The sequence below is a fragment of the Acinetobacter venetianus RAG-1 = CIP 110063 genome, assembly GCF_000368585.1.
Taxonomy (GTDB): Bacteria; Pseudomonadota; Gammaproteobacteria; order Pseudomonadales; family Moraxellaceae; genus Acinetobacter; species Acinetobacter venetianus.
Genome location: NZ_KB849559.1, coordinates 57,676 through 84,262 on the forward strand (window position 1 = coordinate 57,676; position 26,587 = coordinate 84,262).

Annotated in this window: 24 protein-coding genes; 14 read left to right on the top strand and 10 right to left on the bottom strand. The window is 39.2% G+C overall.

Features of this window, described 5'->3' with window-relative positions; genetic code table 11:
- Positions 1–14: 14 nt before the first annotated feature.
- The 4 genes from F959_RS14935 to F959_RS14950 all read right to left on the bottom strand — a co-directional run bounded on the left by F959_RS14935 (position 15) and on the right by F959_RS14950 (position 5,143).
- Positions 15–2,132 carry a TonB-dependent receptor gene (locus tag F959_RS14935; RefSeq protein ID WP_004881698.1) on the bottom strand — a complete coding sequence of 706 codons (2,118 nt, stop codon included), beginning with the start codon at positions 2,130–2,132 and terminating at the stop codon, positions 15–17.
- Between the two features lie 90 nt (positions 2,133–2,222).
- A complete protein-coding gene (locus F959_RS14940; protein ID WP_004881700.1) occupies positions 2,223–3,344 on the bottom strand; it encodes a tetratricopeptide repeat protein in 1,122 nt (373 codons plus the stop codon).
- 50 nt (positions 3,345–3,394) lie between these two features.
- Entirely contained in the window at positions 3,395–3,634 is a 240-nt protein-coding gene (locus tag F959_RS14945; protein ID WP_004881702.1) for a hypothetical protein, read from the bottom strand.
- A gap of 15 nt (positions 3,635–3,649) precedes the next feature.
- Entirely contained in the window at positions 3,650–5,143 is a 1,494-nt protein-coding gene (locus F959_RS14950; RefSeq protein ID WP_004881705.1) for a DUF4331 domain-containing protein, read from the bottom strand.
- Between the two features lie 413 nt (positions 5,144–5,556).
- Here F959_RS14950 and F959_RS14955 point away from each other — a divergent pair, with 413 nt between their 5' ends.
- From F959_RS14955 to acnA, 5 genes are all read left to right on the top strand, one after another.
- Positions 5,557–7,149: a peptide chain release factor 3 gene (locus F959_RS14955; RefSeq protein WP_007479426.1), complete on the top strand. Its 1,593-nt coding sequence runs from the start codon at positions 5,557–5,559 to the stop codon at positions 7,147–7,149.
- A gap of 71 nt (positions 7,150–7,220) precedes the next feature.
- A complete protein-coding gene (locus F959_RS14960) occupies positions 7,221–8,045 on the top strand; it encodes an ACT domain-containing protein (protein WP_004881709.1) in 825 nt (274 codons plus the stop codon).
- A gap of 104 nt (positions 8,046–8,149) precedes the next feature.
- Positions 8,150–9,055 (top strand): RsiV family protein, encoded by a 906-nt coding sequence (locus F959_RS14965; protein WP_004881710.1) that lies wholly within the window; start codon positions 8,150–8,152, stop codon positions 9,053–9,055.
- A 51-nt stretch (positions 9,056–9,106) separates the two neighbouring features.
- Positions 9,107–9,922: a TatD family hydrolase gene (locus F959_RS14970; protein WP_029424910.1), complete on the top strand. Its 816-nt coding sequence runs from the start codon at positions 9,107–9,109 to the stop codon at positions 9,920–9,922.
- A 125-nt stretch (positions 9,923–10,047) separates the two neighbouring features.
- Positions 10,048–12,804 (top strand): aconitate hydratase AcnA, encoded by a 2,757-nt coding sequence (acnA, locus tag F959_RS14975; RefSeq protein WP_004881716.1) that lies wholly within the window; start codon positions 10,048–10,050, stop codon positions 12,802–12,804.
- A 43-nt stretch (positions 12,805–12,847) separates the two neighbouring features.
- Here the strand turns inward: acnA and F959_RS14980 are convergent, their stop codons facing one another.
- Positions 12,848–13,603, bottom strand: coding sequence for a hypothetical protein (locus tag F959_RS14980; protein WP_004881717.1), 756 nt, complete (start codon positions 13,601–13,603; stop codon positions 12,848–12,850).
- A 285-nt stretch (positions 13,604–13,888) separates the two neighbouring features.
- On the opposite strand from F959_RS14980, the gene F959_RS14985 reads away from it, so the two are divergent.
- Positions 13,889–15,088, top strand: coding sequence for an MFS transporter (locus F959_RS14985; RefSeq protein WP_004881721.1), 1,200 nt, complete (start codon positions 13,889–13,891; stop codon positions 15,086–15,088).
- 60 nt (positions 15,089–15,148) lie between these two features.
- Positions 15,149–15,922, top strand: a complete 774-nt coding sequence (locus tag F959_RS14990; RefSeq protein WP_004881722.1) for a tRNA threonylcarbamoyladenosine dehydratase — start codon at positions 15,149–15,151, stop codon at positions 15,920–15,922.
- Here F959_RS14990 and F959_RS14995 read toward each other — a convergent pair.
- The 3 genes from F959_RS14995 to dusA form a co-directional block, all read right to left on the bottom strand.
- Complete coding sequence (locus F959_RS14995) at positions 15,909–16,352, bottom strand: hypothetical protein (protein ID WP_004881723.1); 444 nt, start codon at positions 16,350–16,352, stop codon at positions 15,909–15,911. The genes F959_RS14990 and F959_RS14995 overlap by 14 nt on opposite strands.
- A gap of 98 nt (positions 16,353–16,450) precedes the next feature.
- A complete protein-coding gene (locus F959_RS15000) occupies positions 16,451–16,909 on the bottom strand; it encodes a CHAP domain-containing protein (RefSeq protein ID WP_004881724.1) in 459 nt (152 codons plus the stop codon).
- A gap of 260 nt (positions 16,910–17,169) precedes the next feature.
- Positions 17,170–18,192 (bottom strand): tRNA dihydrouridine(20/20a) synthase DusA, encoded by a 1,023-nt coding sequence (gene dusA, locus F959_RS15005; protein WP_004881725.1) that lies wholly within the window; start codon positions 18,190–18,192, stop codon positions 17,170–17,172.
- 533 nt (positions 18,193–18,725) lie between these two features.
- Here dusA and F959_RS15010 point away from each other — a divergent pair.
- The 5 genes from F959_RS15010 to thpD all read left to right on the top strand — a co-directional run bounded on the left by F959_RS15010 (position 18,726) and on the right by thpD (position 22,545).
- On the top strand, positions 18,726–19,160 hold the full coding sequence (locus F959_RS15010) for a MarR family winged helix-turn-helix transcriptional regulator (RefSeq protein ID WP_004881726.1): 435 nt from the start codon (positions 18,726–18,728) through the stop codon (positions 19,158–19,160).
- A 120-nt stretch (positions 19,161–19,280) separates the two neighbouring features.
- Complete coding sequence (gene ectA, locus F959_RS15015; RefSeq protein ID WP_004881727.1) at positions 19,281–19,856, top strand: diaminobutyrate acetyltransferase; 576 nt, start codon at positions 19,281–19,283, stop codon at positions 19,854–19,856.
- Between the two features lie 51 nt (positions 19,857–19,907).
- Positions 19,908–21,227 (top strand): diaminobutyrate--2-oxoglutarate transaminase, encoded by a 1,320-nt coding sequence (gene ectB, locus F959_RS15020; RefSeq protein ID WP_004881728.1) that lies wholly within the window; start codon positions 19,908–19,910, stop codon positions 21,225–21,227.
- Positions 21,224–21,637 carry an ectoine synthase gene (locus F959_RS15025; protein ID WP_004881729.1) on the top strand — a complete coding sequence of 138 codons (414 nt, stop codon included), beginning with the start codon at positions 21,224–21,226 and terminating at the stop codon, positions 21,635–21,637. The genes ectB and F959_RS15025 overlap by 4 nt, the downstream gene beginning before the upstream one ends.
- Positions 21,638–21,639: 2 nt before the next feature.
- On the top strand, positions 21,640–22,545 hold the full coding sequence (gene thpD, locus F959_RS15030; RefSeq protein WP_004881730.1) for an ectoine hydroxylase: 906 nt from the start codon (positions 21,640–21,642) through the stop codon (positions 22,543–22,545).
- A gap of 36 nt (positions 22,546–22,581) precedes the next feature.
- Here the strand turns inward: thpD and F959_RS15035 are convergent, their stop codons facing one another.
- Both F959_RS15035 and F959_RS15040 read right to left on the bottom strand, forming a co-directional pair.
- Positions 22,582–23,772, bottom strand: a complete 1,191-nt coding sequence (locus tag F959_RS15035) for an MFS transporter (RefSeq protein ID WP_004881731.1) — start codon at positions 23,770–23,772, stop codon at positions 22,582–22,584.
- A 20-nt stretch (positions 23,773–23,792) separates the two neighbouring features.
- Positions 23,793–24,200 carry a RidA family protein gene (locus tag F959_RS15040; RefSeq protein WP_004881732.1) on the bottom strand — a complete coding sequence of 136 codons (408 nt, stop codon included), beginning with the start codon at positions 24,198–24,200 and terminating at the stop codon, positions 23,793–23,795.
- Positions 24,201–24,271: 71 nt separating this feature from the next.
- Here F959_RS15040 and soxR point away from each other — a divergent pair, with 71 nt between their 5' ends.
- Both soxR and F959_RS15050 read left to right on the top strand, forming a co-directional pair.
- Positions 24,272–24,757, top strand: coding sequence for a redox-sensitive transcriptional activator SoxR (soxR, locus tag F959_RS15045; protein WP_004881733.1), 486 nt, complete (start codon positions 24,272–24,274; stop codon positions 24,755–24,757).
- 692 nt (positions 24,758–25,449) lie between these two features.
- Positions 25,450–26,577 (top strand): Re/Si-specific NAD(P)(+) transhydrogenase subunit alpha, encoded by a 1,128-nt coding sequence (locus tag F959_RS15050; RefSeq protein WP_004881734.1) that lies wholly within the window; start codon positions 25,450–25,452, stop codon positions 26,575–26,577.
- Positions 26,578–26,587 lie beyond the last annotated feature (10 nt).

Genomic DNA, 26,587 nt, shown 5'->3' on the forward strand with positions numbered 1-26,587 from the left:
ATTTATTGCACCGATCAGAATAAATAGCGTAAGGTCATTCTGAGGTTTCTTCCCTCAGTGGGGTGAATATGCTTGTCATAAATACCCTCACGGTCGCTCGCATTTGGTGAGCATGCTGAATCACTGAGATCTTGGCGAGTACATGATGCATAGTAATATTCGATATCATTGGTTTTTTGGTCAAATACATTGAATAGTTCGAGTTGTGCTAGGAAGTTTTTATTAAACTGATAGCTGCCCTGCAAGTTGACCAAGGTTGATGAATTTGAACGAACTGAATTATCTTCAATCAGAGGGCGTGAGCCAAAGTAACGTAGGCGACCGCCAAAATTAAATTGATCATTTAGTTTATAAGTAAATCCAGCGGCTATCGTTTTTTCTATCGCACCAGGAATGTGATCTCCTTCAGCGCTTTTATTTTTAAACCTTGCTTTTGACCAAGCGACATCTAGATCGATTATCCAAGCATCTGTTGGTTGATAGAATTGTGAAATCTCAATACCTTGTCGTTTACTCGGTCGACTGGCTTCTGTTGTACCTGCATCGCCGATAAAAACCAGCTCTGAATCGGAATCAAGTTGCCATAAAGCGATGGTTGATGTGAGTTCGGGTATAGTTTTTGCTCTTAATCCTAACTCTGAGTTGATTGTTCTTACTAATGGTGAAACGGGAAGAGTAGGGCTTAAATAGTTACTATCTCGAGGGTCAATGTTTAGGCGAGTTGTTGTTCCTCTTGCATCATTGCTATGAAAGCCATAGGCATAATTAATGTAATACTCAATATTATCCCATGGCCCTAAGATGATACTCATTTTAGGACTGAAAATATGATCAGTTTTATGACCACTATTTTCTTTATTATCAGAATTTACATCGAAAGAGTAGAAGTCGCCACGAACGCCTAAAATCGTTTTTAACCAAGGTTGCCATGTCGTTTGATTTTGTCCCCATAAGCCAATAGACCATTGGCGAACATCATCATTTCTGATGGTATTGAAACGCTGCCGATTTTCTGTCTGGTAAAGACCTAGGTTATTAATATAATCATATCTTATAGATGCTCCAAACGAGTTCAAAAGTTCTTTATTTGATAACTCACTCAATAAGCCTTTTTGAAATTTAAGTCCAAGCATGGTTCGCTCTTCTGCCTGTTCAAACTGATCACCACGGATAGGATCATTTAGAAAATAACTAAAATCAGAAAACAGATTTAACTTGTTGTATATGGCATAAGAGGAAAGTGTAGAGTACTTGGTTTTTTCATAATTTTTAGCATTATACCAAAGCGCAGTACGAGAAGATTTACCCCCATCACTGTGATTTAAGCTATCAAAACGATTAAGTTCGCCATTTTGAATAAGCCGTTCTGGAATTTGATCAGTGGCATCCCATCGTGCTTGATAATGTTGGAAACCGATTGATTGATTTTTATTATGATCACCCGTGAAATATTTTAAGAATACATTTTGTTTTGACAGATTTTCAGGATTCACCCATGGTCCGTCACTATTGATATTTTCAACTGCACCAATTAATTCCCAATCATTAAGAACTAAGTTTCCAGCGGCTAAAAATCTAAGTAAATTGTGATTACCTATAGTCACTTGTGCATAGGGGTTATCTAGAGAATGGATACTCGAAATTTTTGCTGTACCTGCTGATGCAAAATCACCATCATCAATCGACACAGCTCCTTTGTGATATTGAATCGATTCAATCAGTTCTGGAATCAGGAAATTTAAGTCTGTGTAACCTTGACCATGTGCATGACTCACCATATTAATTGGTTGCTCATCAAACGATGTAGCAAAGTCAGTTCCATGATCTAAGTTAAATCCCCTTAAAAAGTATTGATTTGCCTTACCACTGCCACTGTGCTGAGTCACAATAACCCCGGGAATCGTCTCAAGAACCTCTGCTGGACGTGATAAAGGTCGAGTTTCAATTTGTTCTTTTGATATTGTTCCTTGAGATGAAGTAAATGCCACGCCAAAGGAACTATCAGCATTTGATGATGCTGTGATTTTAATAGTTGGAAGCGTTGATGTCAGTTCACCGCCAGCATGCGTTATTTGGCTCAAATAGAAATGACTACTACTGATCAACAAACAATACAAAATTCTTTTTTTCATTTTTATTCCATATATTTTATAAATTGTCTTTATTTCTAGAACATCAAAATACGATAAGTTTATGCTTTCAGTTATTTATCGAATTTAGATTCATAGTTGCTTTAACATCTGTTTTAATTTTTGAATATAGGTGGGATTTTGATAGCCTGTTGCATCGCTCCAATTTAATAATTTTTCAGTGCTTGCACGATTGTTGCTGGCGAGAGCAAGGGCCGCATAGACTTCAAAATCATCATTTTCTTTTTGCATATTCCAGTTTTTTGCCGCGATATCTAAGCCTTCATCATATTTTTTGGAGATCCATAGATATTGAGCTTGTTCTCTGAGATGAATGTGATCCTTATGGTCGAGCAAGCTTTGAACGCGTTGTGTCAGTTCATGGAGATCATTTTTTGCAAGCGGATCATTCAGTTTTTGTTTGCTTAGGATGATTCGATACAATGCACCATCGTGATAACGATAAGGCGTGAGAATTTTGATTGCGGTTGGATATTCTTGTTGAGCAATATACCAATTAGATTTGGCGAGTGTATTGGGTAAATTATCTACAGTAAGTAGTTGAAGCGATTGGCTAGCGAGAGTTTGATCATTAAACCGAGTGGCTACTTCAAGCATGATATTGCCTAACCACTGTTGGTCATTTTTATTCAGTCGTTGCGCTAACTGAAGAAGTTCATCGATTCTCGGTTGGATTTCAGTAATATTCTTTGTCATGGCGTCGACTTGTAGCTGACAACCAACTTGATAAAGTTTTACATCTTGTTGATTTAATTGATTACATAATTTTAGAGATTGATTAAATTGCCCTTGTAATCTGTAGATGTTTGCAAGCTGCAAAATAGCATCGTAATTTTTAGGGTCTTTTTCCAGAATTTTATTTAATATCGTTTCTGCACGACTAAACTCATGGTTTGCTTGTGCAAGCCGAGTTTGCAGTAATTGATTTTCAATGTCTGAAGGGTTGTGACTCGATTTCATAAGCTCTTCAGCTTGCTCTAGAAAAGCGCCATCACCTTTTGAATATGCTTTTTCTAGCAGCACATTAACAATCTGATTTCTAAGTTCATCGTTGTGATTATTTTTCAATAAGACAGAATAATTTGAATCTTCTGATGTGTCCGATGCGTGTTCATGATGATGCTTTGGATGAGCTAAAGCCGTGCTCAAGTAAAATACCGCAATCGTGGAAATGGTTAGCTGGCGAATTAACATTTATAACTCCCATAAAGACCCTTAGCAAAAAATTGCCAAGGGCCTTCATCTTAAAATTTCACTGAAATAGGCTCTGCTTTGTTATCTATAGGAGATTCTGAAATCTCGCCAAGACTTTTAGGTTCAGCCTGTTCAAAGTTTCTTTGAGGTTGATTGGTCAATGACAACGTCTCTTTTAGTACGGGGTCATTTTTAGATTGGTTGTTATTATTCGGCTTGGAATTATTATCATCACCGCCACATCCACTTAATCCGATACCAACCATGAACAACAAAATAAATTTTCTCATGGTGACTACTCCTCATTATTTACTAGCTGTATTGAATGGAGAGCCAGCGACTGGAGTATTTAAGTAGGGGAATGTTGTGCCAAACTGTTGAGGTGATTGTAATGCGCCATCCGTAAAGCCAATGCCTCCAGCTTTAGCATCAGTTGCTTTACAGCCAACCGCAGTATTTACTCCATCAATTGTGCAGAGTAACCCCATCGCAACTCTCAGTTCGATATCCACCACATCATCGCCAGGTCGACGACCATTTGGGAATCCAGCCGCATCGCCACCAATAACACCCAATCGATTTTGCTGATCTTTTGTTGCAGCACCAATCGCGGTATTCAGACGTAGCATCTCAGATGCTTTGACATTCTTCGGTTGGTTTAAGCCAGGAATGCCGAGCAGGAATGCATTAACTAAATCTGTTCTTGGGAAATTTGTTGGCGCAACAACAGCACCGCCTGTTGCATCTTTAAATAGAACTTCTATGAGGGTTGGTAGAGTAGGATTGGTTACATAGTCTGCAAATTGGCCATCATTTACAGGCTTACTCGCATTGAATTTATCTTTATCTTTAAGACCAATCACGACTTCATTGACCAAAGGCATACCTAAACGTGAAACTTGTGTCCAAGCGCCACCAACTTTGCTTGCACTGGTGAGATTGCTTTCAGGATTGGGGTTCAACAAGGTGGCTTGAGGCAGACTTGCCGTGGTCCAAGCTCCGATAACAGTGTCGTTAGATGCGACTAAACAAGATTGAGGGACTTCCAAAGCAATTGTTGTGACATTTTTATTAGCAATGGTATTTAATCCTTGATCTTCTGCATTTACTCCCGAAGGCGCGAGTTGAGTCGCAGGAATTTTAATATTTACCAGATCAAAGACTTCACCTAAGTTAACGGCAAAAGGGTCTTGGCGTTGACCGACAAAAACTTTACCCGTGCCACAACTTCCAAAGTTAATGTTTTGAACAAAGCTATTGGCATAGCTTTGATAGTTTGGAATTGATTTTGCACCAACGTTATCGAATGGTTTTTTGAAAGAGCCGAGAACGCTTCGATCTCCTTTGCGGCGATCACCTTTGATCATTGTAACGGTGTATGTTTCAGCGGTATTTTGTGCTGAACTACTATCATTGGTAATTTTTCCAATATTTGATAATGGAACCGAGATATTTTTACCACCAACAGGGACTTGTAAGTCTTTTAACTCCTGATCAAATTTGAATTGAAATGTGATGTCCTCTTGCGCATCACCATTATTATCGATATGTATTTCATACAAGGCTTTCGGATCTAATGAAAAGTAATTAGGTCCTCCGTAAGCATCCTGTAAAGGTTGATAGTTGGCGAGTATGGTCACGAAATTACTACGGTTAGGTTCGTAACTTTTGAACATATAGAAATCCGTTGCATCGACTTTTGGCATTTTAGTGATTGATGGTGCTTCACGATGACTGGAAGCAGACGCGGCTACACTAAAACTACTCAGCATAATTGCTAGAAGTAGACGAGAGTCCATTTTGTATCTCCTTGATATTTTTAAATCTTTGTAGTTTCATTTTTTGTTTTTAGCCTTATAGTTTTCTTGAGTTGCTTGATCAAAATAAGACTCTGATTATTTATACGGCTTAAAGAGTGAAGTTTTTGTGATCGACTTCAAAGAATTGATTTTGAGCGTGGTTATATTGAATTGCTTTAAAAGCTTAAAAATATTTATGTGCCCTAAAAGCGTTGCGGAACAATTACATCTGATTGAACGCTATTTTACCTTGGTTCATGTCTTACGTTGTGGATAAATCAAGACATATCAACAATCACAAACCTATCTCAGAAATCTGCTACAATTGCGCCAATTTCAAATTCTTTCGCATGCCATCTTTCTTTGTCTCGATTTACAAAGATACGTGGGTGCACAAAATTGTAGATTTTCTCATGAGTTTTAAAGACGAATTAGCGGCACAGGTTGCCCAACGACGCACTTTTGCCATCATTTCCCACCCCGATGCGGGTAAAACCACAATGACAGAAAAACTGTTGTTATGGGGTAAGGCGATTCAGGTTGCAGGTATGGTGAAAAGCCGTAAATCTGATCGTTCTGCGACATCCGACTGGATGGAAATGGAAAAAGAACGTGGTATCTCGATTACGACATCGGTGATGCAGTTCCCTTATAAAAAGCACACCATCAACTTACTCGATACTCCGGGACATGAAGACTTTTCGGAAGATACTTACCGTACTTTAACCGCTGTTGACTCTGCATTGATGGTAATCGATGGTGCAAAAGGTGTCGAAGAACGAACTATTAAACTGATGGAAGTGTGTCGTATGCGCGATACACCGATTATTTCATTCGTTAACAAAATGGACCGTGAGATTCGCGAGCCTTTAGAGTTGCTTGACGAAATTGAAAATGTCTTAAAAATTCGTTGTGTTCCGATCACATGGCCACTGGGCATGGGACGTGATTTTGCAGGGGTTTATAATATCCTTGAAAATAAACTTTACGTCTATAAAGCTGGTTTTGGCTCGACGATCACAGATATTGAAATCCGTGATGGCTATGACCATGCTGACATTCGTGAAAAAGTAGGTGAGTTGGCTTGGGCATCATTTGAAGAATCTCTTGAGCTAGTACAAATGGCAAATGAGCCATTAGATCGCGAGCTATTCTTACAAGGTAAGCAAACACCTGTATTGTTCGGTACTGCTTTGGGTAACTTCGCAGTTGATCATGTGCTTGATGCGTTTATTGATTGGGCGCCTGAGCCAAAAGCACATCCAACACAAGAACGTACTGTAGAAGCGACGGAAGAGAAATTCTCTGGTTTCGTTTTTAAGATTCAAGCCAATATGGATCCTAAGCATCGTGACCGTATTGCCTTTATGCGTATTTGTTCAGGAAAATATGAAAAAGGCCTGAAAATGAATCATGTACGTATCGGTAAAGATGTACGTATTTCGGATGCTTTAACATTCTTGGCAGGTGAGCGTGAACACCTAGAGGAAGCGTGGGCAGGTGATATCATTGGTTTGCACAACCACGGTACGATTCAAATTGGTGATACATTTACCAGTGGTGAAGACTTACATTTCACAGGTATTCCACATTTTGCGCCTGAAATGTTCCGTCGTGTACGCTTAAAAGATCCTTTGAAATCGAAGCAGTTGCAAAAAGGTCTGAAAGAGTTATCTGAAGAAGGTGCAACTCAGGTATTTATGCCTCAAATCAGTAATGATCTGATCGTTGGTGCAGTGGGTGTGTTACAGTTTGATGTGGTTGCCTACCGTCTAAAAGAAGAATATAAAGTAGATTGTATTTATGAGCCTGTAAGTGTACATACAGTACGCTGGATTCATTGTGATGATGAAAAAATCTTGAATGAATTCAAGAAAAAAGCTCATGATCAATTATCAGTAGATGGTGGTGGTCACTTAACCTATCTCGCGCCGAGCCGTGTAAATTTGCAATTAATGCAAGAACGTTGGCCTGATATTGAGTTCCGCAATACGCGAGAACACTAAGAATAATCCAAAACAGCTTCTAATTTAGAGGCTGTTTTTCATTGAGCAGTCTAAAAATAAAGGATGATGACATGAAGAATTTAAAACCATTGCTAAGTCTGAGCTTAATGGTTGCCATACTAGGTTTAACAGCATGTGATCATCAGAAGAAAAATGAGATGGATAGTTCATCAGCTGAACAGCAGGCTGAGCCAAGTGAGAAAGCAGAAGTTTTACCGTATTTAAATATTAAAGAAGCCAAAGCAGAGTATGCGCTGCCTTTTTGTGAAAAGAAAAACTGTATTGATATCGATATTCAGACCATTAAAACACAAGATAAATGGTTGGATAGTTGGATTGCGAAAAACCAATCCATGGTCATTCAACAGCAAATTGATCAGAATCTGAATCTAAGCCTACAGCAAGCAATTAATGCCTATGTGAAAAAGTCAGATGAATGGAAAGATAAATATTCTCAAAATAAGGCCTATGAATTGCATGTAAATACCCGTATGGCTTCACAGCGCAATCAATATGTGTTGCTCCAAATCGGTGTAAACTCTAAGCAAGAGGATATTGCAGTAAAAGATCGCTATTATTTCTTTGTTGCAGATCGTAAGCAGCAAAAGAGTATTAGTGTGTTGGATGTGATTCAGAAAAATAAGCAGTTGGCATTGAATGATATTGTTCAAGCACATTATCAAAAATGGGTGGAGAAACAGTCATTAGAGGTGAAAAAGCAAGTTCCCAAGAAATTATATTGGGGGCAAGCAGATTGGTTCTTTGATGGTGAAGGGATTGGATTGCATTATCGTGCCAATGAAATTAGCAAAGATGCGCCACAGCTTGATATTTATCTAACAACTGAACAAACTAAACAAATGCTGCAACCTGAAATTTATCAGCAAATGTTTTAATATTAGTTAGATACGTATAGAAATTGCATGTGCTTATGGTGGTTTTGAATTGAGTTCGATAGCATTTCAAAATCTTGTGGAATAACAACGGTAATGGGTTTCAGATGAAAACATTTTATAAATTTAGCGTTCTTGCGTGTGCAGTTCTGCTCGCTGCCTGCCAACCGAAATCTGATCCTAAAGAGACACAGGATAAACAGCAAGAGCCAGTTGTTGAACAACAGCAAGTTGAGCCGACTTTGCGTGGTGAAACTGTAAAAGTACAAGTCACTTTACCTGAGTGCAGTGGTAATGCGTGTCCTGATTTTACAGTTGAACGCTTAGAGAGTAATTTCTCGTTTATTGATCAATTGATTGATCAGCAAGTTTTAAATCAACTCAGTCATATGTTAGAAGTTGTTGATGCGGATAAAGCATCATCGACTGTACAAAGTACAGAGCAAAAGCCGAATCTTGATGCGCAAACACAGATGTATGCCAATGCATTTATTAAAATTGATGAAGAACTCAAAGCACTGAGCAGCAGTCATCAAATCAGTTTAATGATCAAGCCAAAAATTTTACAGTCAAAAGGATCATTGGCGACTGTCGTACTTAACAGCAGTAGCTATTTAGGTGGTGCGCATGGCGCAACAGCTCAACACTATTACAATTTTGATTTGAAGAATCAAAAACAGATTCAGCTAAACGATTTATTGTTGCCAAAACAGAAAGCGACTTTGGATAAATTGGCACATGACGCATTTAAAGTTTGGATTGTTGATTCTAAACTTGCCAATGATCCGAAAGAATATGAGGAAGCTTGGCCATTCCAAGTGACAGATAATTTCTTATTAGGCGAGCAGGGGCTTATTTTACAGTATGGCGAATATGAAATTGGCCCTTATGTGGTGGGTTTACCTCGTCTAGTCATTCCTTTTGATCAGTTAAAAGGGGTGTTAAAACCTGAATATTTACCTCAGGTTGAAGCGCCAGCCGTATCGACACCTGCTGCAAGTACAGCAACTTAAGCTTTTAAGTGTGATTTAGCGATCACAAGGGTGAAATGAGACGCAACAATGATGAAACTCTTTGATACCCATACCCATTTTGATGTTGCCGATTTTGATCATGATCGGCAGCAGTTGGCAGTACAAGCCAAACGTGCAGGTGTGGAGTCATTGGTTTTAATTGGTTTCTTGGCGTCTCGTTTTGATGATTTGATCCAAACACATCAACAGCTCCAAGCTTGGGATGCTGTTCCTCAATCTTATCTTGCACCAGGTTTACATCCATTTTATATCGAGCAACATCAGACTGAGCATTTGCAACGACTTGAGCAAGTCTTGCAGCGGTATGATTGTGTTGCTGTGGGTGAAATTGGCTTAGACACGTTCTTAAAGCAACATAAACAGTCTGATATATTTGCTAAACAGCAAGACTATTTTAATGCTCAACTTGAGTTAGCAACTCAGTATCAGAAACCTGTTTTATTGCATATTCGCAAAGCCCATGCTGAAACGCTTGCGATTTTGAAAGCTCAGAAATTTAAGTTGGGTGGCATTGCCCATGCCTTTAGTGGTGGTGTAGAAGAAGCCAAAGCACTGGTAAAACTAGGGTTTAAAATCGGCGTGACGGGACAAATCACCAATCCAAATGCCAAGAAATTACATCAAGTTGTTCAAGCGATTGGTCATGAAAACTTGGTCATTGAAACCGATTGTCCCGATATGACGCCGTTATGCTGTCAAACCTCAACAGAAGAAAGAACACGCAATACACCGGTTAATTTACCTTATGTATTGGAAGCACTCGCGCAAACACTCGATCATCCGATTGACGCGTTGGCTGAACAATTATGGCAAAATTCATTAAGCGCGTTGAAATTAGATTTTTAAGATAATAAGAAAATAATCGTGATAAAAATAAGATACTAAAAGGGAACACATGCTTTTCTAAACAAGGTTACATTAAATAAGACATTCATAATAAACAAACGCGCCAATACTGGGAGGGCAACCTTATGGCCAGATATAGCAAAATCAATAGTTTCAATGCATTAAAAACACTTACTGTCGGCTCAAAGTCTTATCAAATCTACAGTTTATCTCGAGCCGCTCAAAGCTTAGGTAATATCGATCAACTTCCTAAGTCATTAAAGGTTTTGCTAGAAAATTTACTCCGTTTTGAAGATCAAAAAAGTGTAAAAGTAGAGCATATAAAAGCACTGGTTGATTGGCAGAAACGGCGTACTTCAGACCAAGAAATTCAATATCGTCCCGCTCGTGTACTGATGCAGGATTTTACAGGTGTGCCAGCAGTTGTTGATCTTGCTGCGATGCGTGCAGCAATGGCACAAGCGGGTGGTGATCCGAATCTGATTAATCCATTATCACCTGTGGACTTGGTGATTGACCATTCAGTGATGGTGGATCACTTTGCCAATGAAAATGCATTTGCCGAAAATGTCGAGATTGAAATGCAACGTAATGGCGAGCGTTATCAATTCCTACGTTGGGGACAATCTGCATTTAATAATTTTAGTGTCGTTCCGCCGGGAACAGGGATTTGTCACCAAGTCAATTTAGAGTATTTGGCTCAAGCAGTGTGGCTTGGGGATGATGACGGTGAAAGCTTTGCCTTTCCAGATACCTTGGTAGGAACAGACTCACATACCACAATGATCAATGGTCTTGGGGTATTAGGTTGGGGTGTTGGTGGGATTGAAGCCGAAGCAGCGATGTTGGGGCAACCGGTCTCTATGCTGATTCCCGAAGTGATTGGTTTCAAATTAACAGGGAAATTAAAAGAAGGCATTACTGCGACAGATTTGGTTTTGACCATTACTCAAATGCTGCGCCAAAAAGGCGTGGTGGGTAAATTTGTTGAATTCTATGGTGATGGTCTGGCTGATCTACCGCTGGCTGACCGTGCAACGATTGCCAATATGGCACCTGAATATGGCGCAACGTGTGGCTTTTTCCCGATTGATGAAGTAACCCTTGGTTATCTTGCATTAACGGGTCGTGAACAAGAACGTATTGACTTAGTTGAGGCGTATAGTAAAGAGCAAGGCTTGTGGCGAAATCTTGGTGATGAACCGATTTTTACCGATACGTTGAGTCTAGATATGGGTACGGTACAAGCAAGTTTAGCGGGGCCAAAACGTCCTCAGGATCGTGTTTTACTTTCCGATGTTCCTAAAACCTTTAGTTCATTAATGGAGCTTGCACTTAAACCTGCTAAAGAACAAAAAGAGCAGTTGGAAAATGAGGGCGGTGGTGGAACAGCCGTTGCTGCTGAAAAAGCCAATCTGCCACATGAAAGCCCATCTTGTATGATTGATGGAAAATCTTATCCATTAAATCATGGCGATGTGGTGATTTCGGCGATTACCTCATGTACCAATACCTCAAATCCAAGTGTGATGTTAGCGGCAGGGTTACTGGCGAAAAAAGCGATTGAAAAAGGTTTACAACGGAAACCTTGGGTAAAAAGCTCACTTGCACCCGGTTCTAAGGTTGTCACAGATTATCTTGCAGCTGCGGGATTGACCCCATATTTAGATCAATTGGGATATAACCTTGTGGGTTATGGATGTACCACCTGTATTGGTAACTCAGGGCCTTTACCTGACCCAATTGAAGAAGCCATTCAATGTCATGATTTAAATGTCGCATCGGTACTGTCTGGAAATCGTAATTTTGAAGGTCGTGTTCATCCATTAGTGAAAACCAACTGGCTTGCTTCACCGCCTTTGGTGGTTGCTTATGGATTGGCTGGAAACATTCGAACGGATCTGACCTCTGAACCACTTGGACAAGGCAAAGATGGACAGAATATTTACCTGAAAGATATTTGGCCAACACAGGCTGAAATCGATCAAGTGTTACAACAAGTGAATACCTCAATGTTCCATAAGGAATATGCCGCGGTATTTGATGGCGATGCCACATGGCAAGCGATTCAAATCCCGAAAAGTCAGACTTATGCATGGCAAAGTGACTCAACTTACATTCGTCATCCACCATTCTTTGAGGAAATTAATCAACCACCAAAAGCGATTGCTAATATTGATCAGGCTCGTATCCTCGCGGTGTTGGGTGATTCCGTAACAACAGACCATATTTCTCCCGCAGGGAATATTAAAAAAGACAGTCCAGCTGGGCGCTATTTGCAAGATCAAGGCGTAACACCGAAAGACTTTAACTCATATGGTTCTCGCCGTGGAAATCATGAAGTAATGATGCGTGGTACTTTTGCCAACATTCGAATTAAAAATGAAATGTTGGGTGGTGAAGAAGGTGGCAATACCATTCACATTCCAAGTGGCGAAAAGCTTGCCATTTATGATGCATCTATGCGTTATCAGCAAGAAAATACACCTTTAGTGATTGTTGCGGGTAAAGAGTATGGTACGGGTTCATCTCGCGACTGGGCTGCAAAAGGTACCAATCTACTTGGGATCAAAGCGGTGATTGCTGAGAGTTTTGAACGAATCCATCGCTCTAACTTGGTTGGAATGGGCGTACTTCCACTACAGTTTATTGATGGTCAAACGCGTCAGTCTTTAAACTTAACGGGGCGTGAAACACTTTCTATACATGGTCTTTCTGATGATATTCAACCGCATCAAACTCTAAATGTCAGTGTCGTTCGGGAGGACGGTAGCCAAGCTGAGTTTAAAGTGCTTTGCCGAATCGATACTTTAAACGAAGTTGAATACTTCAAAGCAGGCGGTATTTTACATTATGTCTTGCGGAATTTAATTGCTGCTTAGATTGAAAAGCCCTATAAATTTATAGGGCTTTTCAAATAATAATCTAGCTAAAGTTGAATAACTTCTTGAAGCTAAAGGTTGGTTTCAACATCCAAACATCCAACTGATTAAAATATAGTGAGTCTTCATCGAAGAAGTCTCTCGATTCTTTTTTGTAAAGTTCTAATTTTTCTGCGCCTTCTTCCGCAGAAAAAGTTTGTTTCTCTATAAGTGTTGGGCTTTCTATAAGAAGATAGAGCAAAAACTGATTCAAAATAAATGATGCATGTTCTACTTTTAAATTTATACACCCATCAGCTTTACCGAATTGGTGCATACCACAAGAATAAATTAGCTTCTGATCTGAAACAATTGGAATAAATGCTTTATATATATCAATCGGATTATGTGCATCGAAGTTTAGCCAATCAGATCGAAGATGAGTAAGTCCAGAAGTTTCAATCTTAATGGCTAACCCTCCTGCTTTGAGTAGTGCCTGACCTAGTAATAAAGCTTGTTGTGCTAACGCTATTGATCCAGCTTTGCAAATAACATAAATGACCATATTATGTTGCTCGATTTCTTGTAATTCTCGTTCTGAAAAACGATTCATACTTTGCTGTCTAAATGTTTGGCTCACATTAGGATCATTTTTATACTCTTCAATTTCAGCATAATATTCACTTGTTAAGGATTTTACGATTAAGCCTGCATAAATATATCCTGTTTCATGAGTAAGTAGAGCATGTAATAAGGCTTGGTGATTTTGCCAGATACCAGGAATGCATAAAATAATGTTCTGCTGATTTAATTTGCTCATAATAATATTTTCAAATGAATTATTTTCTTATCATATATTATACTTTTTTTAAATTCAGTATTTATTTATGGGGGTAATTGATCAACATAAATTGATAGTTAGAGTAAATATGTCGAATTGGATTTTTCTGATTAAATTGATTACGGGTTAATATTCTATCTTAATGAATGTGCGAGGGTAGCTAGAATTTTAAAAAAGGTTTAAAAGATAAAAGTTAGACTTTCATCTTTTTTTATATCAATTGATTTATTTTCAGATTAATGTATTGATGCTTAATGAAATGGAATGATCATTTTGAATCATTTACCTAAATATGTGTATTTTTTACTCGTTGCTCAAGCATTTAACTTGATTGCAGCGGTACTTTCCGTGACTGTTTCAGCGATTGTTGGACTTAAACTTGCCCCGACACAAGCTTTGGCAACGATTCCTTATGGTTTACAGTTTTTAGCCATTTTATTAACAACCTTTATCTTTTCTTTTTTGATGAAAAAATTAGGTCGTCATTTAGTATTTCAGCTCGGTGTCTTGTGTTTATTTGGTGCGGGAGTCTTGGGTTATTTTGCGCTAACGAATGAACAATTTTATTTGCTTTGTCTAAGCCATTTTTGCTTAGGTTTATTTATTTCTACCGCTAACTTTTATCGTTTTGCTGCTTCAGATCGTTTGTCACCTGAATTAATTCCTAAGGCGACTGCAATGGTGATCTCAGGTGGGGTAGTCGCTGCATTGATTGCACCAGTTTTAGCGATTCAGTTTCAACAGGTAAGTGGCTTACCAGATTTTACCTTTATCTACTTAATTTTCAGTATATTGGCAGTGATATTATCGCCGATACTTTATTTTTGGAATAACAAACAGAAACAACCACAGGCCCAACAAAGCGTAATAGCATCTGTTCAACGAGCAAAACTACCATTCAATAGGATTGTGATCGCGATCATGAGTGGCGCATTTGCCTTCTACATTATGAATGTCATGATGATCATGTCGTCTTTACATTTAAAAGAACACCATTCTTTTCATTATGCTTCGATTTCGATTCAGTTGCATGTTTTAGCGATGTTTATCCCTTCTTTTTTTGTCTCTAAACTGATTCAACGTTTTGGGATCAATACGATAATTTATATTGGTTTTGGCTTATTGATGTTGTCATCTTTTATTCCAATGTTAGGGCAAGCTGGAGTCTATATTAATATTGCGTTAATCGTACTCGGTATTGGATGGAATTTTGCATATTCAGGGGCTTCAACTTTGCTCGCTGGTTTAGATGAGCAACAGAAACATCATGTACAAGGATTGAATGAGACAATAATTGCTTTATTTGCAACATTAGGCGCATTTTTACCTGCGCCGATTTTAACCCGTTTCGGCTGGAGCAATGCCAATTTACTCGCGTTATCACTTACATTTATTGTGTTAGTCGTTTTGATGGTATTGAGTAAAAAGCAACAGCACAGCCAAGCGAATGCATCATCGTTATAGCCCAAATGATGATAAACACGTTAAAATAGTGGTTTGACTCAAGCTATAGAATTTCCTGTGATGACTGATCTTCAAAATGATGAATATGACCGCCGTTTTGCGGGTGTAGCCAAGATTTATGGAGAAGACTCATTTGTGCATTATGAGAAAAGTCATGTCATGGTGATTGGAATTGGTGGTGTGGGCAGTTGGGCTGTTGAATCGCTTGCTCGGACAGGAATCGGGGAGTTGACCTTAGTTGATATGGATGTCGTTGCTGCATCGAATATTAATCGCCAATTACCTGCGATGAGCTCGACACTCGGACAAGAAAAAATTGAGGTGATGGCTGAGCGTTGTCGTCAGATTAACCCAAGAATTAAAGTCAATGTGATTGATGATTATCTAACACCAGACAACGTGAAGGACATACTGAATGTTGTACCTGATATCATTTTAGACTGTATTGACGATGTTAAAGCCAAGCTTGCATTGATGCTGCATTGTCGCTTTAACAAGATTCCATTGATCGTATCAGGTGGAGCTGGCGGTAAGCTTGATCCTTTGAAAATTCGTGTTGCGGATTTATCTAAAACTGAACAAGATCCAATGCTTGCGAAGCTGAGAGCACAACTTCGCTCGAAAGGTATTTGTAAAAAACCGAAAGAGAAATTTGGAATTACCTGTGTTTATTCCATTGATAATCCATTTTCAAGTGCAGATGTTTGCCCAAGTGCGGGACTACGTTGTGGCGGGTATGGGTCGGCTGTCGTGGTTACTTCTAGTTTTGCGATGGTCGCCGTAGCAGAAGTCCTTAAAAAGCTTGATACTAAAAAAACGCTTACTTCGGTTTAGTTTCTTCGCCTATAGAAAACTCATAAACATGCTCTCCGAGCATAAGTCGCTCTTGGGTCATGATATCTATTTCAGGCTGCACGTTTTGATAAAACTCAAGATTGATACAACCGCTATTATTAATCGCATATTTAATATAGTAACGATCTGGATTTAGAAATAAGGTCGTTTCTTCAAATGAATGTAGAGAAATAATTTTCTTTTTATCAAAGTAAATTAAGGATGGGCAGTCGATGATTCCATTCAAATATTTCTTTCTTTGAATGTGAATGGTCACCTGTGATTGGTCTGTTTTTTTAATGAAATAGTCAGGTTGATATATTCGTTTCGATGGAACTTGTTTAAATACTGAAGTGGTTTCTGTATAAGGCGTCGCAATTGTAGACGTTGTTATTGCTAAAGTAATAAAGCTTAAGATCATTTTTTTCATATTATTGATTTGCACATAAAGTTAGTTATTTTTCATGCAAAAAAAACGCCAGTGTGGACTGGCGCTATAAACCTATGCTCAATATATTTTTGGGTTTCTTAAATGGATTGATCTAAACGATAGTAGGTATAAGTGACATTTTTGTCTTTATATACGTCATAACTAGTTTGCATAAAGTCTGAAACCCACTGTGATCCAGTAAATCCTGCGATATGACCGTAACGATGTTTTTGAGTACGATTGATAATATAAATATCACCAACTTGAGGATTATCAAAAGCAGGTTTGATTTTTTGGTAGCCGATTTCTTGTAGCGTTTTACCCCAATCCGCTGCTGCGATTGGATGTTGTGTGATTTTTGCGCCAGCAGCTTGTAAAGCAATACGCACATACTTCGCACATTGAGATGAACTACGATACGATGCTCGATGTACCAGTTTTTTAGAAAACTTATTTACATTGATTGATGGTTGTTTCGGTGAGTCTTGGGCGGTCACAATCATGTGGGTTGGTGTGTGAACCATGCTGTGATCAACTGAGGGTACATCGTAAATCATCTACAATCTCTATCGCATCTTTAAAACCAAATGAGCACCATATCTATGGCGAAACAGATGGTAAGCGATAAATCTGAAAAAATCTTAAAGTTAATGTAATAATATAACGATATGCGGTTTGCACCGTTATAGAACACCTAGAATCAGATGAATAATATTCTAATAATTAGGAGGTTAAGTGCCAGCAACACAGCATTTAAAGATTTGTAAAATCATATTTCACGCTGTGATGAAGTTGGCACTTTAGATTTGATGGGGATTTAATCAGTTTGATGCTCTCGAAGATAGTCTTCTGTACGTTGCATTGCCGCCTGAATGTTACTCATTGCAGTTTCGATGTCCTGAATGGTTTTGGCATTTCCACCACTTAATGCCTGACGCCATTTACGTGCGCCTGGCAAGTTTTGAAATAAGCCTAGAATATGGCGTGTGATAATTGAAAGTGGTGCGCCTTCGGCCACACGTTGATGAATATACGGCATCATTTGTTGCATGATTTCAAAACGATTCGGTGCTTCCAAACTCCAAATTTGACCTAACTCAGCCAACAAATATGGATTGTGGTAGGCTTCACGTCCAATCATAACGCCATCAACATGTTGTAAATGCTGTTGAGTTTCGTCAAAGCTTTTGATCCCCCCATTGATTTCAATAGTCAAATGCGGACGCTCTTGTTTGAGTCGATACACGTCTTCATAACGTAGCGGGGGAACGTCTCTGTTTTCTTTTGGAGATAATCCCTGCAAGATCGCAATACGGGCATGTACGATGAAATGAGTACAACCTGTTGCTGCAACAGTATCTACGAAATGCAGCATCTCTTCATAAGACTGCATGTCATCGATACCGATACGATGTTTCACCGTTACTGGAATTGAAACTGCTTTTTGCATGCTGTAAATACAGTCCGCCACCAAATTGGGTTCAGCCATTAAACAAGCACCGATCTTGTTATTCTGAACACGGTCACTTGGGCAACCTACATTCAAATTGACTTCATCATAGCCCCAGTCTTGCGCCATTTTGGTACAAGTTGCTAACTCTTGTGGGTTAGAACCACCGAGTTGTAACACAATAGGATGTTCTTGTTTATTGAAATCTAAATGTCGATTTGCACCACCATAGATGATTGCACCTGTGGTGACCATTTCGGTATACAGCACGACATTTGGATTAAACAAGCGAGCAAAAAAACGATAATCTTTCGTTGTCCAATCCATCATCGGTGCAACGGATATTCTAGGATGTATTTCTTTGATTACATTATTTTGAATATCAGACATTTGAACACCAATAGAATCAATAAGAGAGGAGAGTCAGATCTGTATATTACCCATCAACTTTATGTGCTGAATATATGAGCTCTAAGAACATTTCTCATACATCAATTCAAGTGACTGCGATAAATCAGAAAATTCTGAAAACAGATTAAAAAGCAGGAGCTGAATTATACTGGAATGCTAGAATTTAGCAAAAATTTCAATACTGGCATGAATATTGAATAGATTAATATTTGCTCAAATTTGCATTTCAATCCATTACATAAAATTACACAAATTATATAACATTGATTTTTATGATTAAATTTAATTATTTTATACAATAATAATTTCAATTCAAACTATTTCATCTCAATCAATTTGAAGAAAAAATATTCGCTCCCTATAATGATTTTCACTCATGGGATCAGGAAGAAAAGTATTTGGCTTAGATATTCAGAGCGATAAATAGCGTGGTAATTTTCCATTAAAATACAGACAACATCATGTACAACGTACTAAAATAGTGTGTTTAGCTTTTTTTGTGCGTGATTGAGATGGATGATGCTGTACGTGTTTTGCAAAGTGTTCGGCGGATAGAACAATGTGTGGAGCTTTATTCCAAACGATTGTCTCAACTTCACCATATCACCACACCACAATTAGTTGCTCTGATGACGATTGCAAAAATTGGGCCTTGCAGTATGTCTGCGATAGGGAAAGCAATTTTTGTTAGTCCAAGTACGGTTGTTGGAATCGTTGATCGCCTAGAAGAAAAAGGGTTGGTATTGCGTATGAGGGATACACAAGACCGTCGACATGTACGTGTCAGCCTGACTTCAAAAGGTGAGCAATTACTCGATCAATCACCATCTGCATTACCAGAAGGTTTTTCACTGGCTTTGCAAGCTTTAACCAATGATGAACGTCAAAGTCTCGTTATTTCGTTAGAGCAATTTGCCCAGTTATTAGAGGCAAAAGTTCCAAATTAAAGCCAGTAAAAAGCAAGATAATACAGATAAAGATGTGATTAATTTCTAACAGCCCAAAAGCTTTTCTGATAGCACACTTAACTTGAGTATGCCGAGTATGGAAATACAAAAGGAGATAGCGTGGAAGCTTTATCAAGACAGTCGATACGTTCGACCAAACAATCAATTATTCATCAATTGAATCAATACAATGTGCGTAACTTTCAGCCACAAGATGTGCGTGAAGTTCATGCCTTGATTCAATCTTGCCCATCTTTGGATTTAAACTCACTCTACGCTTATGCATTACTTGCTGAGCATCATACGGACACTTGTTTTGTTGCTTATGATCATAAGGGACAAATTTGTGGTGCTGTCACGGGATATATTTGCCCTGAAGAGCCAGATACTTACTTCTTGTGGCAGATTGCGGTCTCGCCCACGGTACAAGGAAAAGGCATAGGCTCCTTACTCCTTGATAATGTTAGAGAACAATGCCTAGAACCCCGCCAATTAAAACGATTAAAAACAACAATTTCACCAAGCAACAAAGCCTCTCAAAATCTTTTCCGCAGTTTCGCTTCCCGTTTTGATGTTGATTGCAAAGTCAGTCCATTTTTATCAAAACAGGCGTTGCAACCCTTAGAACCAGAACCTTTTGAAACACAACATGAACCTGAAGATCTCTACACATTGGGGCGTTGGGATTGGAATTGATCAACCTTTAAAGCGTTGATCTTGTTGTTTTACATTCACTCGGAGTGATTCATGAATATTTTCAGCCGATTAGAGTCTGAAGTACGCGGCTATATCCATTCTTTTCCTACAGTATTTAAAACTGCAAAAAATGCAGTTTTAGTGGACGAGAAAAATAAGCACTACATCGACTTTTTGGCGGGTGCAGGCACATTAAACTATGGACATAATAATCCAGTCTTAAAGCAGGCTGCGATTGACTATCTGATGCAAGATGGGATTGTGCATGGTTTGGATATGGCAACGTCTGCAAAGAAAGCGTTTATTGAGACTTTTGAGCAATACATTTTAAAGCCAAGAGCTTTGGATTATAAGTTGCAATTTACTGGTCCAACAGGGACTAATGCTGTTGAAGCTGCGATCAAACTCGCACGTAACGTAACCAAGCGACACAATATTATTGCTTTCACCAATGGCTTTCATGGTGTCAGCTTAGGTGCACTTTCACTCACGGGTAATCAGAAGTTTCGTGAAGCTGCTGGTGTTGAGTTAGGCAATGTTCATCATGCTGCTTATGCAGGCTATTTTGGTGATGACGTTGATACCATTGCGATGCTTGATAAGTTGCTCACAGATCGAAGCAGTGGTGTGGATTTACCTGCTGCGATTATTGTGGAATGCGTGCAAGGTGAAGGGGGGCTAAATACAGCAAGTATGCAATGGCTTAAAAAACTTTCGACCTTGTGTAAGCAGCACAAAATATTATTGATTGTGGATGATATTCAAGCAGGATGTGGTCGTTCTGGAAGTTTCTTTAGTTTTGAAAAAGCTGAGATTTACCCTGATATTGTGACTTTATCTAAATCACTGTCAGGCTTTGGTTTGCCGATGTCTTTGGTGTTGTTTAAGCCATCTTTAGATATTTGGAAATCGGGGCAACATAACGGAACTTTCCGCGGTAATAATCTAGCATTTGTCACTGCAACAACAGCTATTCAAAAATTCTGGGCAGATCAAAAATTCCAAACAGAATTGGCGCAAAAGTCTGAGTTGGTGAGCAGCCGCCTAAGACACATCGTGCAAAAATTTCCTGAAGCTGAACTGACACATCGTGGTCGTGGGTTGATGCAAGGTGTTGCCTTTAGAAATCCTGATTTGGCTGATGAGGTGACAACACAAGCGTTCAATCTAGGCTTAGTGATTGAAACATCAGGTAGTCGTGGCGAAGTGGTGAAATTGCTTCCACCATTGACCATTGAGAATGAGACCTTAGAAAAAGGGATCGACCTGCTAACTCAGGCGATTGAGCAAGTTGTGCAAGATGATACTCACGCTAAAACTTTGAGTACTCAAAGCAAATCTATGAATAAATTACAAGGAGCTGTTTCATGATCGTACGTCAACTACAAGATATCTTAAATACTGAGCGTGATGTGCAAACAGAAACTTGGGCAAGCCGCCGCCTATTGCTACAAGAAGATGGTATGGGTTTTTCAATGCATGAAACAACGATTTTTGCGGGTACACAAACCCATATTTGGTACAAAAATCATTTGGAGGCGGTGTATTGCGTACAAGGTGAGGGTGAGGTCGAACTGATCCCTTCTGGTGAAGTCTATAAAATTACACCGGGAACATTGTATGCCTTGAACAAAAATGACAATCACTATTTACGTGCAAAAACCGATTTAGTGTTGGTGTGTACCTTTAATCCTGCATTGGTTGGAACAGAAGTTCACGACAAAGATGGTGTTTATGCAACACCTGAACAAATGATGAAACAAGTGGAGGAGGAGGCTTAATCATGCAAATGAGTAATCCTTATCTAACTCGACGAAATGATTCGGCTGCAATTGTAGCGCGTGTTGATCCTGTGGTTTATGAAGAAAGCATTACACAAGGTGTATCCGAGCAGCAAAAGCAAGACTATGCCAAAAATGGTTTCTTACAGATAGATCACTTGTTTAGTGCAGAAGAAGTGAAATATTTGCTCGATGAATTGCATCAAATGCGGCAAGATTTTGCGGTGCAGCAACGTCCAGAAGCTATTATCGAAAGAGAAAGCCAAGAAGTACGTTCAATCTTTAACGTACATCGTTTGAATGAAGTATTTAAAAACTTAGTTTCAGATGAACGTGTACTGAATGTTGCACGATCATTGCTTGGTAGCGAAGTTTATGTGCATCAGTCTCGTATCAACTATAAGCCGGGTCTGCACGGCAAAGAGTTCTTTTGGCATTCTGACTTTGAAACTTGGCATAGTGAAGATGGTATGCCAAGAATGCGCGCGTTGAGTTGTTCGATTTTATTGACAGATAATAGCGAACATAATGGGCCGTTATTGGTGATCCCGGGATCGCACAAGCATTATATTTCTTGCCAAGGTGAAACACCTGATGAGCACTATAAAAAGTCTTTGAAGAAGCAAGAATATGGTGTGCCAGATGGCAGTTTATTAGAGTATCTGGCTGATATGGGGGGTATTCACTCTTGCACAGGATTAGCTGGAAGCGTTGTGTTCTTCGATTGCAACCTTATGCATGGTTCAAATAGCAATATTACGCCATTCTCTCGGAGCAATATTTTCTTTGTTTACAATAGTATTGACAATCAATTGCAACAACCTTTAGGCGGCATTAAGCCTCGACCTGAGTTTATTGCAGCCAGAGAGGATATAGACGCTATTCAACCCAATAACTTAGAACTTTAAGTCAAAAAAGCCAAGTCTCAGGACTTGGCTTTTTATTTACTCGGTGATGGCTTTCGGCACAATGAAATAACTATCTAAAAAGCTAAATAACATACAAGCAAACACGAGGCTAATCCCCGCTAGGCATGTCATGCTCCAACCGCCGTGATTCCAAGCAAAAATACCTAAAGCAGAACCGCATGCACCACCTGTGAAATACGCTGTCATATAAATGGCATTGATACGTGATTTGGCATCAGGACGTAAACGGAAAATAATACTTTGGTTGCTGGTATGAACCAGTGCTAATGCTAATTGAATCAGTGCAAAACCAAGAATATAACTGATAAGGAATGTTTGACCGTAGTAGAAAAAGATCCAACTCAAAATAAATAATGCGCAACCGATCCAAGTTAAATTTTTGGTATAACCTTGATCTGCATATTTACCAATATATTGAGTTGAAAGCGCACCAAAAATACCGACTAAAGTCACCATACCAATCAGCAAATCAGGTAGGTGATGTGCCGAACTCAGTAATAACGCAATCGTAGAATATAATATGCTGACTGCTGCAAAAGCGAATCCACCTGCAAGTGCGCGTAACACTAGGCGCTTTTCTTGTTTCAATAGCTGAGCCATAGAAACAAACACTTGACCATAGTTCAGCTTCATGCGCATTACATAAGGAAGGCGGCTTTTCAGTGCATAGGCCAAAATCAACATGAGTATTCCACTCACCACATAAATGACTTTCCAATGAAATAAATTTGAGAAAAGCCCTGCTAGACTTGTAGAAAGTAAAATACCGACCAGTAAGCCACTCATGAGAAAGCCAACCACTTCACCTGTTTTTTCAGGTTGCACGGTCATGGTTGCAAGCGGGATGAGCACCTGTGCTGCAACAGAAAATAATCCTGCCATGATTGTACCAACCCACAGCATTGGAAGATTCACAGAGAATGCACTAATGAATAGACCAACTGCACACAAAGCCATAAGCAATGGAATAAATTTGGTTTTATTCACCACATCACCCATCGGTACGATAAATAATAGTCCGAGTGCATAGGAGACTTGTGCAAAAGTCACGGTGAGAGCTGCTTGACCTTCGGTCACAGAAAAATACTGTTGGATTGAGTGAATCAAAGGTTGACTATAATAGTTGGCACCAGCACATAAACCACATGCTGCCGCCATAAACCAAAGCAAGGCTTTATTTTGACTAATATCTTCAGGAGCAGACATAAATTTTCTCTATAACTGATTTATGCGGTATATGCAGTTGCTTCGATTTCAATCAGCATACCGTCTAATGCTAAACGTGAGACAGGGATGAGCGTGCAAACAGGGAAGGCATGATGCTTCCACAAGCTTTGCATAATTTGAATCAAGGTCTGATGTTTTTCAAAATTATGATCAACAATTAAAATGCGTAAAACGGCAATATCGGTATGTTTTGCTTGAACTGAGCTAAGTGCATGTTGGATATTATAAAAGACTTGTTGTACCTGTTGGTCAAAATTTTCAGAAAGAACACCATTTTTATTTTCACCGCCTTGACCTGCAATATGAATGATACGCTGATTGGGGGGTACAACTGCAATATGGCTATAACCGTTGCTACGTGGATCATAGAGTTCACTTGGATTTGTGATTTTAAATGCTTGATTCATAGCTCTACATCATTTTGAAATCTGAGTTATGTTAGTATCAAAGCTCAAGTTAACTAGAGGTCAAGCATATTTTGAAAAAAGAACATCCTCAGGCTTGGCTGACGATTGGTGAACTTGCAAAACGTAGCGGCGTCAGTGTACCGACAATTCGTTTTTATGAAGAAAAACAATTGATTTGGGGAATACGAACAGCTGGCAATCAGCGCCGTTATCAACGAGCGATGCTGAGACGAATCGCAATCGTGAAAGCAGCACAACAGGTTGGTATTAGTCTACAACAGATAAAAACCACGTTTAGTTCCTTGCCTAAACAGCAGGTTGCGACGAAAAAAGACTGGCAGCAGATGTCACAGCAATGGCAGGGACAACTTGATCAACAGATTATGATGTTGTTACAACTTCGCCAGCAGCTCGATCAATGTATTGGATGTGGCTGTCTTTCTTTAGATCAATGTCCACTGAGAAATCCTGATGACTGTTTAGCAGAGGAGGCAATGGGAGCACATTTTCAAGAAATTTTATTTATGCTCAATCAAAAGAAAGAAGAAGTTGAATAGAGAATAAAAAATACGCACCAATATTGTGCATTTATCTTGGTTTTGTTGGACGAAATCATACAAATATCACTTGAAAAAATGCCATTTTAAGTTTTTACATTTCTTTTTTACTTTTTATTTGGATTCGACTGAAAGTATGGGCAAAGATAACTCTACCTTAAATAGTAGCTCGATTTATTAATAAGAAATGCTTAGCTCTATGTCGCCGAAAAGACCAATAAAAGTTCAAATAAGCCAATCCCTCCTAACAACTGCATGATTATGATGCGAAAACAGCCCTTGAATCTGTTGCGATGCAAACGACCAGCTAAAGACAAAATAGAAGGATTTAGTTTGAAAGTATCTTCAATACAGATGAAATAAAGGTTTATTTAATAAATGTCACTTGGATCTTTCTTGCTGGAAAGAAAAGAGTAGAACGATGCATGGATCGATATCGAGAATGATCAGAATTTCATATTAAGACAATATGAATGAATTGGTTTTGCTGATCAAAAGGCAAACCTGCGGATCATACAAGTTTGAATAAGAAAAGTGAATCATCAGTTCAAAATATAGGTATTTATTAAATAAATATTGGGTGGAATTTTAAAAAAGTTCCATTAGAATCCAAATTTCTACAAAGAATACTCCTGGGGGAAACATTGCGAGTCGCGATGTTTACTTAAGAACAACTAGCTTGAGGAACGCTCATGCAGATCGGAATCCCAACCGAAACTGTCGCAGGTGAAAGCCGCGTAGCTGCTACACCAGAGACAGTTAAAAAGTTGATTAACGCAGGTCATAGCGTTGTCATTGAACGTGGTGCTGGTGTTAAAGCTGCGTATATTGACAGTGCTTATGAACAAGTTGGCGCAACCATTACGGACGATGCATATACAGGTAGCCAAATTATTTTGAAAGTACGCGCTCCTAAAGGCGAAGAAATTCAAAAGCTTGCGGCGAATACTACTGTAGTAGCAATGTTTGACCCTTACCGCAATTCAGAATTAGACCAATTCGCTGCTCAGCAAGTGAATGCTTTTGCTTTGGAATTACTTCCTCGTACGCTTTCACGCGCGCAAAACATGGACGTACTTTCATCTCAAGCAAACTTGGCAGGTTATAAATCTGTATTGCTTGCTGCGGCTGAATATCAACGTATGTTCCCAATGTTAATGACGGCTGCGGGTACTGTAAAACCTGCACGTGTTGTGATCATGGGTGTTGGTGTTGCTGGTCTGCAAGCAATTGCAACAGCAAAACGCCTTGGTGCGGTTGTTGAAGCAACTGACTTACGTCCAACAGCAAAAGAGCAGGTTGAGTCTTTAGGTGGCAAATGGTTAGACGTGCCAATGTCCGATGAAGAGAAGCAACGTGCTGCCGAAGCTGCGAAAAGCGGATATGGTTGGCAGCCGGGTGAGCAATACATCAAGGATCAAGCTGCGATTGTAGATAAAGCGGTATCAAATGCAGATATCGTGATCACGACTGCATTGATTCCAGGTCGTAATGCGCCACGTTTAATCAAAGCTGAAACTGTTGCCAAGATGAAACCAGGTTCTGTCATTTTAGATATGGCAGTTGAAACTGGCGGTAACGTTGAAGGCTCTAAAGAAGGCGAGACCGTTACAACTGAAAATGGCGTGAAGATTTTGGGTATTCCAAACATTCCAGGCACAGTTGCAACTGAAGCATCTGCATTGTACGCACGTAACGTATTTAACTTTGTTGAGACATTATTCGACAAAGAAAAAGGTTTTGTACTCAATCAAGAAGATGAAATCCAAAAAGCGTTACTCGTGACTCATGGCGGTCAAGTACTGCTCAAGCGCGGTTAAGGAGAGTTCT